Below are 15,573 nucleotides of genomic sequence, written 5' to 3' on the forward strand. Positions count from 1 at the left end.
AAAGCCCGGTGTGTCAGTGCGTCAGTGGATGCGCATGCCCGGCGTTGCGCCCGGCAGGGGTTCCAGCACGTAGATGCCGGGCTGGGCTTTTTCATCGGCGTGGCTGGCAGCCAGCACCATGCCTTCGCTGATGCCGAACTTCATTTTTCGCGGCGCCAGGTTGGCCACCAGCACCGTGAGCTTGCCCACCAGGTCTTCGGGTTTGTAGGCCGAGGCGATGCCGCTGAACACATTGCGCATGCGGCCTTCACCGGCATCCAGCGTCAGGCGCAGCAGCTTGGTCGAGCCTTCCACCGCTTCGCAGTTGACGATTTTTGCGATGCGCAGGTCGACCTTGGCGAAGTCGTCGATGGTGATGACGGGGGCCAGCGCCTCGCCGCCGGGCAAATCGGTGGGCGCAGCGGGTGCGGCTTCGGCCTGGGGCGGCGGCTCGAACAGGGCCTCGAGTTGCTTGGGGTCGACGCGCTGCATCAGGTGTTTGTAGTCGCCGATCACATGGCCCTTGCCCAGCATGGCGCTGGCGTCGGCAAAGCCCAGCGGGCTTACCTTCAAAAAGGCTTCGACCTGCGCCGCCAGCGCGGGCAGCACGGGTTTGAGGTAAATCGTCAGCAGGCGGAAGGCTTCGATGCACACCGTGCAGACGTCCTGCAGGCGCGCGTCCATGCCGTCCTGTTTGGCCAGTTCCCAGGGCTTGTTCTGGTCCACATAGGCGTTGACGCGGTCCGTCAGCAGCATGGTTTCGCGCAAGGCCTTGGCGAATTCGCGGCTTTCATACAGCGGCGCGATAGTGTCCTTCGCCGCGCGCAGCGCGTCCAGCAGCGTCACGCCGTCGGCCGACACCTCGCCAAGCTGGCCGGCAAAGCGCTTGCTGATAAAACCCGCGGCCCGGCTCGCGATGTTGATGTACTTACCCACCAGGTCGCTGTTTACGCGCGCCATGAAGTCATCGGCATTGAAGTCGATGTCCTCGTTGCGCGCATTGAGCTTGGCCGCCAGGTAGTAGCGCAGCCATTCGGGGTTCATGCCCAGGCTCAGGTACTTGAGCGGGTCCAGGCCGGTGCCGCGGCTCTTGCTCATCTTCTCGCCGTTGTTCACGGTGAGGAAGCCGTGCACAAACACGTTGTCGGGCGTCTTGCGGCCGCTGAAGTGCAGCATGGCCGGCCAGAACAGGGTGTGGAAGGTGACGATGTCTTTGCCGATGAAGTGGATCTGCTCAAGCTTCGGGTCTGCCATGTAGGCGGCGTAGTCTTCGCCGCGTTTGTCCAGCAGGTTCTTGAGCGAGGCCAGGTAGCCGACAGGGGCGTCCAGCCACACGTAAAAGTATTTACCCGGCGCATCAGGGATCTCGATGCCGAAATAGGGGGCGTCGCGGCTGATGTCCCAGTCGCCCAGGCCTTCGCTCTGGGTGCCATCGGCATTGGTCCGGACGGAAAACCACTCTTTTACTTTGTTCGCCACTTCGGGCTGCAGGCGGGGCTTGCCTTTGGTGTTGTTGCCGTCAATCCAGTCTTCCAGAAACTTGACGCTGCGCTCGTCCGACAGTTTGAAGAAAAAATGCTCCGAGCTTTTCAGCACGGGTTTGGCGCCCGACAGGGCCGAGTAGGGGTTGATGAGGTCTGTGGGCGCATACACCGCGCCGCAGACTTCGCAGTTGTCGCCGTACTGGTCTTTCGAATGGCAATTGGGGCACTCGCCTTTGATGAAGCGATCCGGCAGGAACATGTTCTTCTCAGGGTCGAAGAACTGGTCGATGGTTTTGGTTTCAATCAACGAACCTTGGGCGTTGTCGCGCAGGTCACGGTAAATCTGTTTCGCCAGTTCATGATTTTCCGGCGCGTCGGTCGAGTGCCAGTTGTCAAAGCTGATGTGAAAGCCGTCCAGGTAGGGCTTGCGGCCCGCGGCGATGTCGGCCACGAACTGCTGCGGTGTCTTGCCGGCCTTTTCGGCGGCGATCATGATGGGTGCGCCATGGGTGTCGTCGGCACCCACGAAGTTCACCGCATGGCCCTGCATGCGCTGGAAACGCACCCAGATGTCGGCCTGGATGTATTCCATGATGTGGCCGATATGGAAATTGCCATTGGCGTAGGGCAGGGCGGTGGTGACGAACAGTTGGCGCTGGGACATAAGGAGGGTGCTTTGTGGCTTGAAAGCCTTGAGAATCGGGCTAACCCGCGATTTTAAGTCGCCCCGGTCGGAAGTCGCCTTGGCAAGCCCCCAAGACCCCAGGGCCGGCGCCACGGCGTTAGACTTCAGCCCAACCCCCGCCGCCGCCAGAGCGCCGCTCCCATTTGTCAGATTCACCGGAGTATTCCCCCATGTCCCTGGACCAACAGGCCGTCCTGAACGCCGTGCAAGCCGTGCTGGATCCCAATACCGGCAAAGACTTTGTCAGCACCAAGGCCCTGAAAAACCTGCAGATCAGCGGCAACGACGTGTCTTTTGACATCGAACTCGGCTACCCCGCCAAGAGCCAGGTCGCCGGCCTGCGCAAAAGCCTGATCGCCGCCGTCAAGGCCGTGCCGGGCGCGGGCAACGTCTCTGTCAACGTCGCGGTCAAGATGGCCAGCCACGCCGTGCAGCGCGGCGTGCAGCTGCTGCCCAACGTCAAGAACATCATCGCGGTCGCCTCCGGCAAGGGCGGTGTGGGCAAAAGCACCACCGCCGTCAACCTGGCCCTGGCCCTGGCGGCCGAGGGCGCCAGCGTGGGCCTGCTCGACGCCGACATCTACGGCCCCAGCCAGCCCATGATGATGGGCATAGAAGGCCGGCCCGAGAGCGTGGACGGCAAGAACATGGAGCCCATGGAGAACTATGGCATCCAGGTGATGTCCATCGGTTTCCTGGTCGCCCAGGACGAAGCCATGATCTGGCGCGGCCCCATGGCCACCCAGGCGCTGGAGCAACTGCTGCGCCAGACCAACTGGAAAGACCTGGATTACCTGATCGTCGACATGCCCCCCGGCACCGGTGACATCCAGCTCACGCTGTCGCAGCGCGTGCCCATGACGGGCGCCGTCATCGTCACCACGCCGCAGGACATTGCGCTGCTGGACGCCAAAAAGGGCATCAAGATGTTCGAGAAAGTCGGCGTTCCTATCCTGGGCATTGTTGAAAACATGGCGGTGCACATCTGCAGCAATTGCGGCCATGCCGAGCACATCTTCGGCGAGGGCGGCGGCAAAAAAATGGCGGCCGACTACAAGATGGACTACCTGGGCGCGCTGCCGCTGGACATGCAGATACGCCTGCAGGCCGACAACGGCCGGCCCACCGTGGTGGCCGACCCGGACGGCGAAGTCGCCGGCATCTACAAGGCCGTGGCGCGCAAGATGGCCGTCACCGTGGCGGCCAAGTCCAAGGACTTCTCCGCCAAGTTCCCCACCATCACCATCAGCAAGAACACCTGAGGCACCAGGCCTTTCGCCCATGAACCTGCTGGCCTCCCTGCGTTACCTGGCCGCGCTCGACGAGCACAAACATTTCGGCCGCGCTGCGCAGGCCTGCCACATCACGCAGCCGGCGCTGTCGAATGCGCTGCGCGCGCTGGAGCGGGAGTTCGGCACCGTCATCGTGCGGCGCGGGCGCAACTTTGAAGGCTTCACGCCCGAAGGCGAGCGCGTGCTGCTCAGCGCCCAGCGCATGCTGCATGAGCGCGAGCTGCTGCAGCAGGAACTCGACAGCGGCATCGGCAAGCCGCAGGGGAGCCTGGCCATAGGGGCCGTGCCCACCGCCATGCCGGTGGCCGCGCGCTTTTGCGCCCTGCTGCAGGCGCGCTACCCGGGTATCTCGCCGACGGTGCGCTCCATGAGCTCCAACGAACTGGAGGCCGGCCTGGAAAGCCTGGCCCTGGACATGGGCCTGGGCTACACCGACCGCTTGCGCGCCAACGGACCCAGCCTGCGCCAGATCAAGCAGTACACCGAGCACTATTTCTTCGTGCGCCGTGCCGCCAAGGCCAGCAAGGATGTCATGCAAATCGGCCCCAAGATCAGCTGGGCCGAAGCCGCCAAACACCCGCTGTGCCTGCTCACGCGTGACATGCACAACCGCACCCTCGTTGACAAGGCCTTCCAGGAAGCCGGCGAGGCCTGCGAGCCCGTGATCCAGACCAACTCCATCCTGACGCTGGCGCTGTCGGTGGCCGAGGGCAATGTCTGCACCGTCATGCCCGGCGCGCTGGTGGGTGCGGTGCGCGGCTACCGCGAACTCGAAGCCCTGCCCCTGGTCAGCCCCGAGGTGCGCACCACCATAGGCTTTATGGCTCAGGGCGGCGATCCATCCCGCACCCTGGAAGCCGCACTGGCCCTGGCCCAGGACGCCGGCTGGCTGCGTCATGCCGCTGCGCATAGCGGCCTATTGAGCGTCTAACGCTCCGCTTCATACGCCTCCACACGTCGAAGAGGGCTCCCTAAACCAGCAGGGGCCGCGGAACCGGCTTTGCCGGGCCGCAGGCGCAGCGCCCCCTCGGGGGGCAGCGGCTACACGAAGTGAGCAAGCGTGGGGGCTCTATTTAGTTTTTGAATGGACATATGTCTCGATTCAATTTGACCGTGTTGCCGTGCGGCCGCGACACTTCGCGCACTCGTTCAGGGCGGAAGTACTCATAAGCAATAACACGGAGATAAAAGACATGTCAGGACTCCTCGACAAAGAGCGCATCATTGCCGGCCCCGGCTTCAACCGCTGGCTGGTGCCTCCCGCCGCCCTCGCCATCCACCTGTGTATCGGCATGGCCTATGGTTTTTCGGTGTTCTGGCTGCCGCTGTCCAAGGCGCTGGGCATCAAGGAGTCCATCAAGTGCGGCCCTGAAGTCGGCTTTATCGCCGAGCTCTTCACCACCAGCTGCGACTGGAAGATCTCCACCCTGGGCTGGATGTACACCTTGTTCTTTGTGCTGCTGGGCATTTCCGCGGCCACCTGGGGCGGCTGGCTGGAGCGCGCCGGCCCGCGCAAGGCCGGCGTGGTGTCGGCCGTCTGCTGGTGCGGCGGCATGCTGATCTCGGCGCTGGGCATTTATTTGCACCAGTTCTGGCTGATGATCCTGGGCTCCGGCGTGATTGGCGGCATAGGCCTGGGCCTGGGCTATATCTCGCCGGTCTCCACGCTGATCAAATGGTTCCCGGACCGCCGCGGCATGGCCACCGGCATGGCCATCATGGGCTTCGGCGGCGGCGCGATGATTGGTTCGCCCCTCGCCGCCGACCTGATGAAATATTTCGCCTCGCCGACCAGCGTGGGTGTGATGCAGACCTTTGTGGTCATGGCCGTCGTGTACTTCGTCTTCATGATGGCCGGCGCCTTCGGCTACCGCGTGCCTGAAACCGGCTGGAAACCCGAAGGCTGGACGCCGCCGCCCGCCGCCACCAACACCATGATCACGCAGCGCCATGTGCACGTGAAAAAAGTCTGGGGCATTCCCCAGTTCTGGCTGATCTGGATGGTGCTGTGCATGAACGTGAGCGCCGGCATCGGCGTGATCGGCATGGCCTCGCCCATGCTGCAGGAAGTCTTTGGCGGCCACCTGATCGGCCTGAACCAGAAATTCGGCGAGCTCGACAAGGCCCAACTGGCAGCCATCGCCACCGTGGCGGCCGGCTTTACCGCGCTGCTGAGCCTCTTTAACATCGGCGGCCGCTTCTTCTGGGCCAGCCTTTCCGACAAGCTGGGCCGCAAGCTGACTTATGTGGTTTTCTTCGTGCTGGGCGGCATTCTGTACGCCAGCATTCCGGGCAGCGCGGCGGCCGGCAGCATCGTGCTGTTTGTGGGAGCCGTCTGCGTCATCCTGAGCATGTACGGCGGCGGCTTTGCCACCGTGCCGGCTTACCTGGCCGACATCTTCGGCACGCAGATGGTGGGCGCCATCCACGGCCGCCTGCTGACGGCCTGGGCCACGGCGGGCATCCTGGGCCCGGTGGTGGTGAACTACATGCGCGAATACCAGCTCGGCCTTGGCATCCCCCGTGAACAGGTCTATAACCAGACCATGTACATCCTGGTGGGCATGCTGGTGGTGGGCCTGATCTGCAACCTGCTGGTGCGCCCGCTGAACCCCAAGTGGTTCATGACCGACAGCGAACTCGCGGAGGAAAAACGCCTGGCGCACGAAAAAGCCGCGGCCTCGGAGTTGCATCGCACCAATGGCGGCAACGGCGGCACGGTCAGCCCTGCGGTGGTGGTGCTGGCCTGGCTTGCGGTGGGCATCCCCCTGGCCTGGGGCATTTACCGCACGCTGCAAAGCGTGGCCAAGTTTTTCGCCTGATTCATTGTTGTTATTGATTCACTGACCTTTCCGTTTCAAGCCAAGCCGTTCCCGCGCCGTGCGCGGGGACGCCGGCCCAGCCACTCATGAACCATCCTGGTCGCAGTCCCGAAGTCAAGGCCGTTGCCGTCGCCACGGTTGACGAAATGCGCGAGCGCATACGCCGCAAGAGCAAACTCAAGGGGCGCCAGGCCGACGATGCATCGCTGGACGAGGTGCGCGCGCTGATAGGCGTGAGGCCCGAGGCGGGCCACAGGCGCGACCTGCTGATCGAGCACCTGCACGCGCTCAACGACGCTTACCGCTGCCTGCACGACAGGCACCTGGTGGCGCTGGCCAAGGAGATGAACATCCCCATGGCCGAGGTCTATGAGGTCGCGACTTTTTATCACCACTTTGAAGTGATTCGCGGTGACGGCAAAGCCCCCGGCCTCACGGTGCGGGTCTGCGACGGGCTGGCCTGCGAGCTGGCCGGCGCACAGGATTTGCTGGCGCGCTTGCCGGCGCTGCTGGGCGCGCAGGATGTGCGTGTGGTCGCCGCGCCCTGCATAGGCCGCTGCGAACAGGCGCCCGCCGTCGCGGTGCACCAGCAGGCTGTGCCTTTTGCGACGGTGGAGGCCGTGGTCTCGGCGGTTGGCCAGGCATCGGCCTCGGCAAGTACGGCGCAGGCCGTAGCTCCTTTTGTCGCCGCCGATTTCGCGGAGCACAGCGTGACCGGTGCCGGTACGGATGCCGCGCCCGCTTACACCGGCTATGCGCTGTACCGCGAACACGGCGGTTATGCGCTGGCTGCCGCGGTGGTCAACGGCGAGGAAGACGCCGAACGCATCATCAAGGCCATGGAAGACTCCGGCCTGCGCGGCCTGGGCGGCGCGGGCTTCCCGGCCGGGCGCAAATGGCGCATCGTGCGCGAACAGCCGGCGCCGCGCCTGATGGCCGTCAACATCGACGAAGGCGAGCCCGGCACCTTCAAGGACCGCACTTATCTTGAGCGCGACCCGCATCGCTTCCTCGAAGGCCTGCTCATCGCGGCCCAGGTGGTGGGCGTGGAAGCCTGCTACATCTACCTGCGCGACGAATACCACGACTGCCGCGCCATCCTGCAGACCGAACTCGACAAGCTGCGCGCCGATCCGCCCTGCGAGCTGCCGCTGATTGAGCTGCGGCGCGGTGCGGGCGCCTACATCTGCGGCGAAGAGTCGGCCATGATCGAAAGCATAGAAGGCAAACGCGGCGAGCCCCGCATGCGCCCGCCCTACATCGCGCAGGTGGGCCTCTTTGGCCGGCCCACGCTGGAGCACAACTTCGAGACGCTGTACTGGGTGCGCGACATCGTCGAAAAAGGCCCGCAGTGGTTCAGCGGCTTTGGCCGCAACGGCCGCAAGGGCCTGCGCAGCTTCAGCGTGAGCGGGCGTGTGAAGCATCCCGGCGTCAAGCTGGCGCCGGCCGGCATCACGGTGCGCGAACTGATAGCCGAATACTGCGGCGGCATGGCTGAGGGCCATGAGTTCTATGCCTACCTGCCGGGCGGCGCCTCGGGCGGGATTTTGCCGGCCGCTATGGGTGACATTCCGCTGGACTTCGACACCCTGCAGCCTTATGGCTGTTTCATCGGCTCGGCCGCCGTCATGGTGCTGGGCCACCAGGATCGCGCGCGCGACGCCGCCCTCAACATGATGAAATTCTTCGAACACGAAAGCTGCGGCCAGTGCACGCCCTGCCGCGTCGGCACGGCCAAGGCCGCGCAGCTGATGCAGGCCGAGCACTGGGACGGCGACACGCTGGAAGACCTCAACATCGTGATGACCGACGCCTCCATCTGCGGCCTGGGCCAGGCTGCGCCCAACCCGGTGCGCAGTATCCAGAAATATTTCCCGCATGAGATCGGAGCCACGGCATGAACGCCCCCGCCAAACTCGCCGAGGTCATGCCGCAAACCGTCGAGTTCAAGCTCGACGGCAAGACCGTCCACGCCTACGAAGGCGAAACCATCTTCAAGGCCGCCGCGCGCCACGGTGTGGAGATTCCCCACCTTTGCTACAAGGACGGCCTGCGGCCCGACGGCAACTGCCGCGCCTGCGTGGTCGAAGTCAAGGGCGAGCGCACGCTGGCCCCCAGTTGCTGCCGCAGCGCCACGGCCGGCATGGAGGTGCAGGCGCACAGCGAACGCGCGCTCAAGAGCCAGAAGATGGTGCTGGAAATGCTGCTGTCGGACATGCCTGACGCCGGCTACAAGTGGAATGATGCGGATTCGGGGAGCCCTCACCCTAACCCTCTCCCAAAGGGAGAGGGGACTGGGATATTGGATTCCTCTTCACTCCCTCTCCCTCTGGGAGAGGGCAGGGGTGAGGGCCAGCCCGGCCAGCACGGTGAACTGAGCGACTGGGCCTCGCGCATGAACGTGAGCGTGCGCCCGGCACTCAAGGCCCTGCGCCGCGACCAGCCTGCGGCCGACGTCTCGCACCCCGCCATGGCGGTCAACCTCGATGCCTGCATCCAGTGCAACCGCTGTGTGCGCGCCTGCCGCGAAGAGCAGGTCAACGACGTGATCGGCTACGCCATGCGCGGCTCGCACAGCGAAATCGTGTTCGACCTGGACGACCCCATGGGCGACAGCACCTGCGTGGCCTGCGGCGAATGTGTGCAGGCCTGCCCCACGGGCGCGCTCATGCCCAAATCGCAGGTCGGCTCGCAAGTGGTCGACAAAAAGGTCGACTCGGTCTGCCCCTTCTGCGGCGTCGGCTGCCTGCTGACCTACAACGTCAAGGACAACAAGATCGTCAGCGTGGACGGGCGCGACGGCCCGGCCAACCATTCGCGGCTGTGCGTCAAGGGCCGCTTCGGTTTTGACTATGCGCACAGCCCGCAGCGCCTCACGGTGCCGCTGATACGCAAGGCCGGCGTGGGCAAGGACCCCGAGGCGCTGCAAAACCTGAACCGCGACAGCGCCGACTGGTCCGAGGTGTTCCGCGAGGCGACATGGGAAGAGGCGCTGGCGCTCTCGGCCGGCAGCCTCAAGGGCCTGCGCGACACGCACGGCAAAAAAGCCCTGGCCGGTTTCGGCTCGGCCAAGGGCAGCAATGAAGAGGCCTATTTGTTCCAGAAGCTGGTGCGCACCGGCTTTGGTTCCAACAATGTGGACCACTGCACACGCCTGTGCCATGCCTCCAGCGTCGCGGCCCTGCTCGAAGGCGTGGGCTCGGGCGCGGTCAGCAACCAGGTCAATGACGTGGAGCATTCGGACCTGATCTTTGTGATCGGCTCCAACCCCACGGCCAACCACCCGGTGGCCGCCACCTGGATGAAGAACGCCGCCAAGAACGGCGCAAAAATCGTGCTGGCCGACCCGCGCGTCACCGACATCGGCAAGCACGCCTGGCGCACGCTGCAGTTCAAGGCCGACACCGACGTGGCCATGCTCAATGCGCTGATCCACACCGTGATCGACGAAGGCCTGGCCGACCAGGACTTCATCAGCAAACGCGCCAGCAACTACGAAGCGCTCAAGGAAAACGTCAAGGGCTACAGCCCCGAGGCCATGGAGCCCATCTGCGGCATCCCGGCGCAAACCCTGCGCGAGGTGGCGCGCGAATTCGCCAAGGCCAAGGGCGCGATGATTTTGTGGGGCATGGGCATCAGCCAGCACGTGCACGGCACCGACAACGCGCGCTGCCTGATCGCGCTGGTCACGGTGACCGGCCAGATCGGCAAGCCCGGCTCAGGCCTGCACCCGCTGCGCGGCCAGAACAATGTGCAGGGCGCCAGCGACGCGGGCCTGATCCCCATGATGTTCCCCAACTACCAGCGCGTGGACAACGCCGGCGCGCATGCGTGGTTCGAGAAATTCTGGGACACCCCGCTGGACGAAAAGCCCGGCTACACCGTGGTCGAGATCATGCACAAGGCGCTCGCGCCCGACAGCGACCCGCACAAGATACGCGGCATGTACATCATGGGCGAGAACCCGGCCATGAGCGACCCCGACCTCAACCACGCGCGCCATGCGCTGGCCAGCCTGGAACACCTGGTGGTGCAGGACATCTTCATGACCGAAACCGCCTGGCTGGCCGACGTGGTGCTACCGGCCACCGCCTGGCCCGAAAAAACCGGCACCGTCAGCAACACCGACCGCATGGTGCAACTGGGCAAGCAGGCGATCACGCCGCCCGGCGAGGCCAAACCCGACCTCTGGATCATCCAGCAGATCGCGCAGCGCATGGGGCTCAACTGGAACTATGCCGGCGAGCATTCGGGCGTGGCGGCCGTCTATGAGGAAATGCGCCAGGCCATGCACGCGGCGATTTCGGGCATCAGCTGGGAGCGCCTGCAGCGCGAGTCCAGCGTGACCTATCCCTGCCTGAGCGAAGACGACCCCGGCGCGCCCACCGTCTTCATAGACCGCTTCGCCACCCACGACGGGCGTGTCCACCTGGTGCCCGCCGACATCATCCCGGCCAACGAGCGGCCCGACGCGGACTTCCCCTTTGTGCTGATCACCGGGCGGCAGCTCGAGCACTGGCACACCGGCAGCATGACGCGGCGCGCCACGGTGCTCGATGCGATCGAGCCCATGGCGACGGCTTCGCTGTGCGGCGACGACCTGGCGAAACTGGGGCTGGAGGCCGGTGACGTGATCACCGTGCAGTCGCGCCGCGGCGAGGTCGCCATCCACGTGCGGCGCGACGACGGCACGCCCCACGGCGCGGTCTTCATTCCCTTCGCCTATTACGAGGCGGCTGCGAATTTGATGACCAACGCCGCGCTGGACCCCTTCGGCAAGATCCCTGAGTTCAAGTACTGCGCGGTGGCGATACGCCGCGGCGGGCAGGCCTCGCCCGTCCAGGGGTATGGCGAAGGGATAGCAGCCCGGTAGGGTCTTTGCACGACAGGCAAGAGCCCGCCGTACACTGCGGGCATGCCTGATTTCCAGCTGCGCTCCCCCGACACAGACGCCGTAACCCGGCACTGCACTTCGGTGGCCGTGGTCATGCGCCGCGAGCGAATCGACAACCGCTGGCAGCCCTGGCGCTGGGTGCTGGCCGATGTCGTTCCCCATGAAGAGGGCTTTGGCGCCGCGCCGCGGCTGCTGCTGAAAGACGAGCGCGAAGAGCGATGGCTGCACCCGGGCTTTGGGGTCGAACTGTTTACCGACGATGCCGAAGGCTATTACCTCAATGCCAGCATTGAGCAGCCCTGCTTCTGGGTGGTGTGGCGCATGGAAGAACAAGCGCTGCTGGCCGATGAGCCCGTCGCCGTGCCGCAGATCGTCACCCTGAGCTACCACGATGCCGGCCGCTGGCTGGACGCGCAGGAAACCGTGGAGCAGGTGCCCGCGCCGCCAGAGGTTGTGGCCTGGCTGCGCGAGTTTGTGGAGAAGCACCATGTGCTGGAGCCCAAGCGCAGGCAGCGCCCGCAAAGCTTCAAGTCGCTGGCCGACCGTTTTGGCAACCCCGCCAGCGTGAGCACCGGCAAAAATTCAGGCGGAGGCAGCCATGGCGGATGAGCCCGCCGGCTTCCTGGGCCGATGGGCGCGCCGCAAGGAAGAGGCGCGCCAGGGCAAGACCCTGGATGAACCGGCGGCCGCGCCTGCCCCGGCTGAGCCTGCCCCGGTTCCTTCGCCTGCCCAGGTGCAGCCGGCCGCCGAAGCGGCGCCGGCCGATGCCGCGCCGCCCAAAGTGCTGACGCTGGAGGACGCCAGGCTGCTGACCCGCGACTCTGACTTCAAGCCCTTTATGGCCGGCAATGTGAGCCCCGAAGTGCGCAACGCGGCCATGAAAAAGCTGTTTGCCGACCCCCACTTCAATGTGATGGACGGGCTGGACACTTACATCGACGACTACTCCAAATCCGATCCCATCCCCGAGTCCATGCTGCGGCAGATGGCCAGCGCGAAGTTCCTCAAGCTGTTTGGCGACGAGGAAGACGAGGATGAAAAGACGAAGAAAGCCGCCGCAGCCGCTTCACGGGAAAGCGCCAATAACCCCACGGATGAAACCGTGGCACAGTCCGCTTATGAACCGCCGGACATAGCTCCCTCCGAGCTCGCCGGCCCGCCAGAGACCAGCCAACCCGCGCCTCCCGTGGCCGGTAGCCAACCAGACCATGCCCACACTGATTTGCGACTGCAACCAGACCATGCCGCTCCAGCCCCAGGTGCTGGGCGCGGCACTCAATGAGAGCCTGACGCTGCATTCGGCGCTGTGCCGGCGCGAAGCGGGCGCCTTCCAGAAGGCCGTGCAGTCGGGCGACGACGTGGTGGTCGCCTGCACCCAGGAAAAACGCCTGTTCGCCGAGGTCGGTTCGCAGACGCAGGGCGCCACCTCCGTCGTCAAGTTCGTCAATATCCGCGAGACCGGCGGTTGGAGCAAGGATGCTTCCAGCGCCGGACCCAAGATCGCGGCGCTGCTGGCCGCGGCCCAGTTGCCCGATGCCGAGCCCGTGGCCACCGTGACTTACAAGAGTGCCGGCCGTTTGCTGATCGTCGGCCCGCTGGACCAGGCCGAGCAGGTGGCGGCCCTTGTCGCCGACACGCTGGAGGTGACGATCTTCGCGCAGGGCGTTTCTGCGTCGGCACAGGCGGGCCTTCCCGCGCAGGAGCGCAAATACCCGGTGATCAGCGGTGAGCGCCTCGCGCTCACCGGCTGGCTGGGGGCTTTCGAGGCGCGCTGGGACAAGACCAACGCCATAGACCTGGACCTGTGCACACGCTGCAATGCCTGCGTGGCCGCCTGCCCCGAGGGCGCCATCGACCTGAGCTATCAGGTGGACAGCGCGAAATGCACATCGCACCGCGACTGCACAGCCGTCTGCAAGGTGGCCGGTGCGATCGATTTCAACCGTGCGCCGCAAAGTCTCACCGAGGCCTTTGACCTTGTGCTGGACCTGGGCGCCAGGCCGCTGTTCACGCTGCATGCACCGCCGCAAGGCTATTTCGTGCAGGACGCTTCTGCCGGCCTGGCCTCGCCCGGCCTGCTGGCCACCGTGGTCAAGCTGCGCGACATGGTGGGTGAATTTGAGAAGCCCAAGTTTTTTGCCTACAAACAAAAACTTTGTGCCCACAGCCGCAATGACACCGTGGGCTGCAATGCCTGCGTGGACATCTGCTCGGCTGGCGCCGTCAGCAGTGAGAAAAAGCGCCAGCAGATTGTCGTCAACCCCAACCTCTGCGTCGGCTGCGGCGCCTGCACCACGGTGTGCCCGACGGGGGCGCTCACTTACGCCTACCCCCGCGCAAGCGAGCAGGGCGTGCGCATGAAGACCTTGCTGTCGGCTTATGCCAAGGCCGGCGGTGCGCAACCCGTGCTGTTGTTTCACAGCCAGGGCAGCGGCCAGCAGGCCGTCGAAACTTTGGGCCGCGCCGCGCGCCTGCAAAAAGCTGTGCGCGGTGTTCCTGCCAATGTGATTCCGCAGGCGCTCTGGCACACGGCCAGTGTTGGCCTGGACCTGTGGCTCAGCGCCATCGCCTTCGGCGCTTCGCAGGTCGCTGTGCTGGTAACGGACGAAGAAGCGCCGGCCTATCTGGAGGGCTTGGCGGAGCAGATGCGTGTGGCGCAAGCACTCATGAATGGCCTGGGCTATGCGGGCGTTCACTTTCAGTTGCTGCGCGCGCAAACCGGCGATGTCGCCGGCCTGGATGCCGGCCTGCAGGCCCTGGCGCGCAACCGGCCCGGCGTGCCCGCCAGCCCGGCGCGCTTTGCCGTCGCGCAGGAAAAACGCAGCACACTGGACATGGCGTTGGACCACCTGGTGCAGCAGGCGCCCGCCGCGCTGCCCGAAGCGATTGCGCTGCCCGCCAAAGGCTCGCCCTTTGGCAGCCTGGCGGTCAATGTGGACAGTTGCACGCTGTGCCTGAGCTGCGTGAGCGCCTGCCCGGCCAGTGCGCTGCAGGACAATCCTGAGCGCCCGCAGCTCAAGTTCATCGAGAAGAACTGCGTGCAGTGCGGCCTGTGCGCCACCACCTGCCCCGAAGACGCCATCACCCTGCAGCCGCGCCTGCTGCTCACGCCGCTGCGCAAAGAGGCAAGGGTGCTCAATGAAAGCGCGCCCTACCACTGCATACGCTGCGCCAAGCCTTTCGGCACGCTCAAGGCCATCGAGTCCATGCTGGGCAAGCTGGCGGGCCACGCGATGTTCCAGGGCGCCGCGGCCGACCGCCTCAAGATGTGCGGCGACTGCCGCGTCATCGACCTGTATTCCGCCGAGAACGAAGTCAAGATCACCGACATCCGTTAAGCCTCCCACCACCAGACGCCACGCATGACGCCAGCCTCCCTCACCGCCACCACCCTGGACGAAGAAACCGCGCGCGCCGAGGTCTACGGCCTGCTGGCCGCGTTGTATTACGCCGCGCCGCCGGCCGAACTTTATGAAAACCTGCGCGTTGCCGTGACGGCCGCACCCGCCGAGGGCGCGTTGCTCGAAAACCCCTGGGGCGAGCTGGTGGCTGCGGCGCGAGCGCAAAGCCGGGAGGCGGTGGCCCAGGAGCACGACGCACTGTTCGGCGGCGTGGGCAAGCCCGAGGTGTACCTCTTTGGTTCTCATTACCTCAGCGGCTTCCTCAACGAAAAGCCTCTGGCCGTGCTGCGCACCGACATCGCGGCACTGGGGCTGGCGCGCGACGAAACCATGCCCGAGACCGAGGACCACGTGGCCTACCTGTGCGAGGTCATGCGCTACCTGATCGCCGGCGACGACGTGGCCGTGGCCAACCTCACGCGGCAGCGCGAGTTCTTCGCGCGCCATCTGCAGCCCTGGCTGCCTTTGATGTGCGAGGCCATCACGCAACACCCCAAGGCACGTTTTTACGCGGCGCTTGCGGCCTTCACGCAGGCCTTCGTCAGCGTCGAGGCACAGGGCTTCGACATGCTGGCCTAGCCCCCGGAGGTGGGCAGGGCCCGAATGTTTTCTCAATATGCGACAGCACGTGGCCGCGCGATCATATGATGGCCTATCGTTTTCCCTAGCCCTGCCGATTGAGAGGGGCAAGCCATTGTGGCGAGGGGACCTCTGACGTACAGTACTATGCAAACGGTTGCATACCGAGCAAGCCTTCCCTTGGAGAACACCATGCAGGACAGCCAGCCAAAACCCTCGCGACGGGGATTCTTTTTCGGTGCCGCCGCCACGGGCGCGGCCGCAGCGGCCGTCGTGGCCCTGCCGGGCGCACCGGCACTCCAGGCCGAACTCCCCGCCCCCAAGCCGGCCCCTGAAAAAGGCGGCGGCTACAGCCTCTCGGAACACGTCCAGCGCTACTACAAGACCACGCGCGTCTAGCGCGAAGGCTCCCTGATTCGCGCCCAGTCCCGGTTTCA

General features: G+C 65.3%; 11 protein-coding genes. 10 read left to right on the plus strand and 1 reads right to left on the minus strand.

Translation table 11 applies throughout. The features are described 5' to 3' along the window. Positions 1-21: 21 nt before the first annotated feature. Complete coding sequence (gene metG / locus AC1DXS_RS09830) at positions 22-2,127, minus strand: methionine--tRNA ligase (RefSeq protein WP_477737326.1); 2,106 nt, start codon at positions 2,125-2,127, stop codon at positions 22-24. A 191-nt stretch (positions 2,128-2,318) separates the two neighbouring features. Between metG and apbC the strand changes: the two genes are divergently transcribed. The 10 genes from apbC (at position 2,319) to AC1DXS_RS09880 (ending at position 15,535) form a co-directional block, all read left to right on the plus strand. Then, positions 2,319-3,410 carry an iron-sulfur cluster carrier protein ApbC gene (gene apbC / locus AC1DXS_RS09835; RefSeq protein WP_477737327.1) on the plus strand — a complete coding sequence of 364 codons (1,092 nt, stop codon included), beginning with the start codon at positions 2,319-2,321 and terminating at the stop codon, positions 3,408-3,410. A gap of 19 nt (positions 3,411-3,429) precedes the next feature. Then, positions 3,430-4,371 (plus strand): LysR family transcriptional regulator, encoded by a 942-nt coding sequence (locus AC1DXS_RS09840; RefSeq protein ID WP_477737328.1) that lies wholly within the window; start codon positions 3,430-3,432, stop codon positions 4,369-4,371. Between the two features lie 262 nt (positions 4,372-4,633). Next, entirely contained in the window at positions 4,634-6,262 is a 1,629-nt protein-coding gene (locus AC1DXS_RS09845) for an OFA family MFS transporter (RefSeq protein WP_477737329.1), read from the plus strand. 86 nt (positions 6,263-6,348) lie between these two features. Beyond that, on the plus strand, positions 6,349-8,163 hold the full coding sequence (locus AC1DXS_RS09850) for an NADH-ubiquinone oxidoreductase-F iron-sulfur binding region domain-containing protein (RefSeq protein WP_477737330.1): 1,815 nt from the start codon (positions 6,349-6,351) through the stop codon (positions 8,161-8,163). Then, positions 8,160-11,135 carry a formate dehydrogenase subunit alpha gene (fdhF, locus tag AC1DXS_RS09855; RefSeq protein ID WP_477737331.1) on the plus strand — a complete coding sequence of 992 codons (2,976 nt, stop codon included), beginning with the start codon at positions 8,160-8,162 and terminating at the stop codon, positions 11,133-11,135. The genes AC1DXS_RS09850 and fdhF overlap by 4 nt, the downstream gene beginning before the upstream one ends. A gap of 42 nt (positions 11,136-11,177) precedes the next feature. Further along, positions 11,178-11,765 (plus strand): DUF3305 domain-containing protein, encoded by a 588-nt coding sequence (locus AC1DXS_RS09860; RefSeq protein ID WP_477737332.1) that lies wholly within the window; start codon positions 11,178-11,180, stop codon positions 11,763-11,765. After that, positions 11,755-12,438, plus strand: coding sequence for a DUF3306 domain-containing protein (locus AC1DXS_RS09865; RefSeq protein ID WP_477737333.1), 684 nt, complete (start codon positions 11,755-11,757; stop codon positions 12,436-12,438). The genes AC1DXS_RS09860 and AC1DXS_RS09865 overlap by 11 nt, the downstream gene beginning before the upstream one ends. Next, entirely contained in the window at positions 12,365-14,494 is a 2,130-nt protein-coding gene (locus AC1DXS_RS09870) for a 4Fe-4S binding protein (RefSeq protein ID WP_477737334.1), read from the plus strand. Before AC1DXS_RS09865 ends, AC1DXS_RS09870 begins: the two co-directional genes overlap by 74 nt. A gap of 24 nt (positions 14,495-14,518) precedes the next feature. After that, complete coding sequence (locus AC1DXS_RS09875; protein ID WP_477737335.1) at positions 14,519-15,136, plus strand: TorD/DmsD family molecular chaperone; 618 nt, start codon at positions 14,519-14,521, stop codon at positions 15,134-15,136. Between the two features lie 192 nt (positions 15,137-15,328). Beyond that, a complete protein-coding gene (locus tag AC1DXS_RS09880) occupies positions 15,329-15,535 on the plus strand; it encodes a formate dehydrogenase (RefSeq protein ID WP_074578009.1) in 207 nt (68 codons plus the stop codon). Positions 15,536-15,573 lie beyond the last annotated feature (38 nt).

The sequence above is a fragment of the Polaromonas sp. P3_B1 genome, assembly GCF_056402935.1.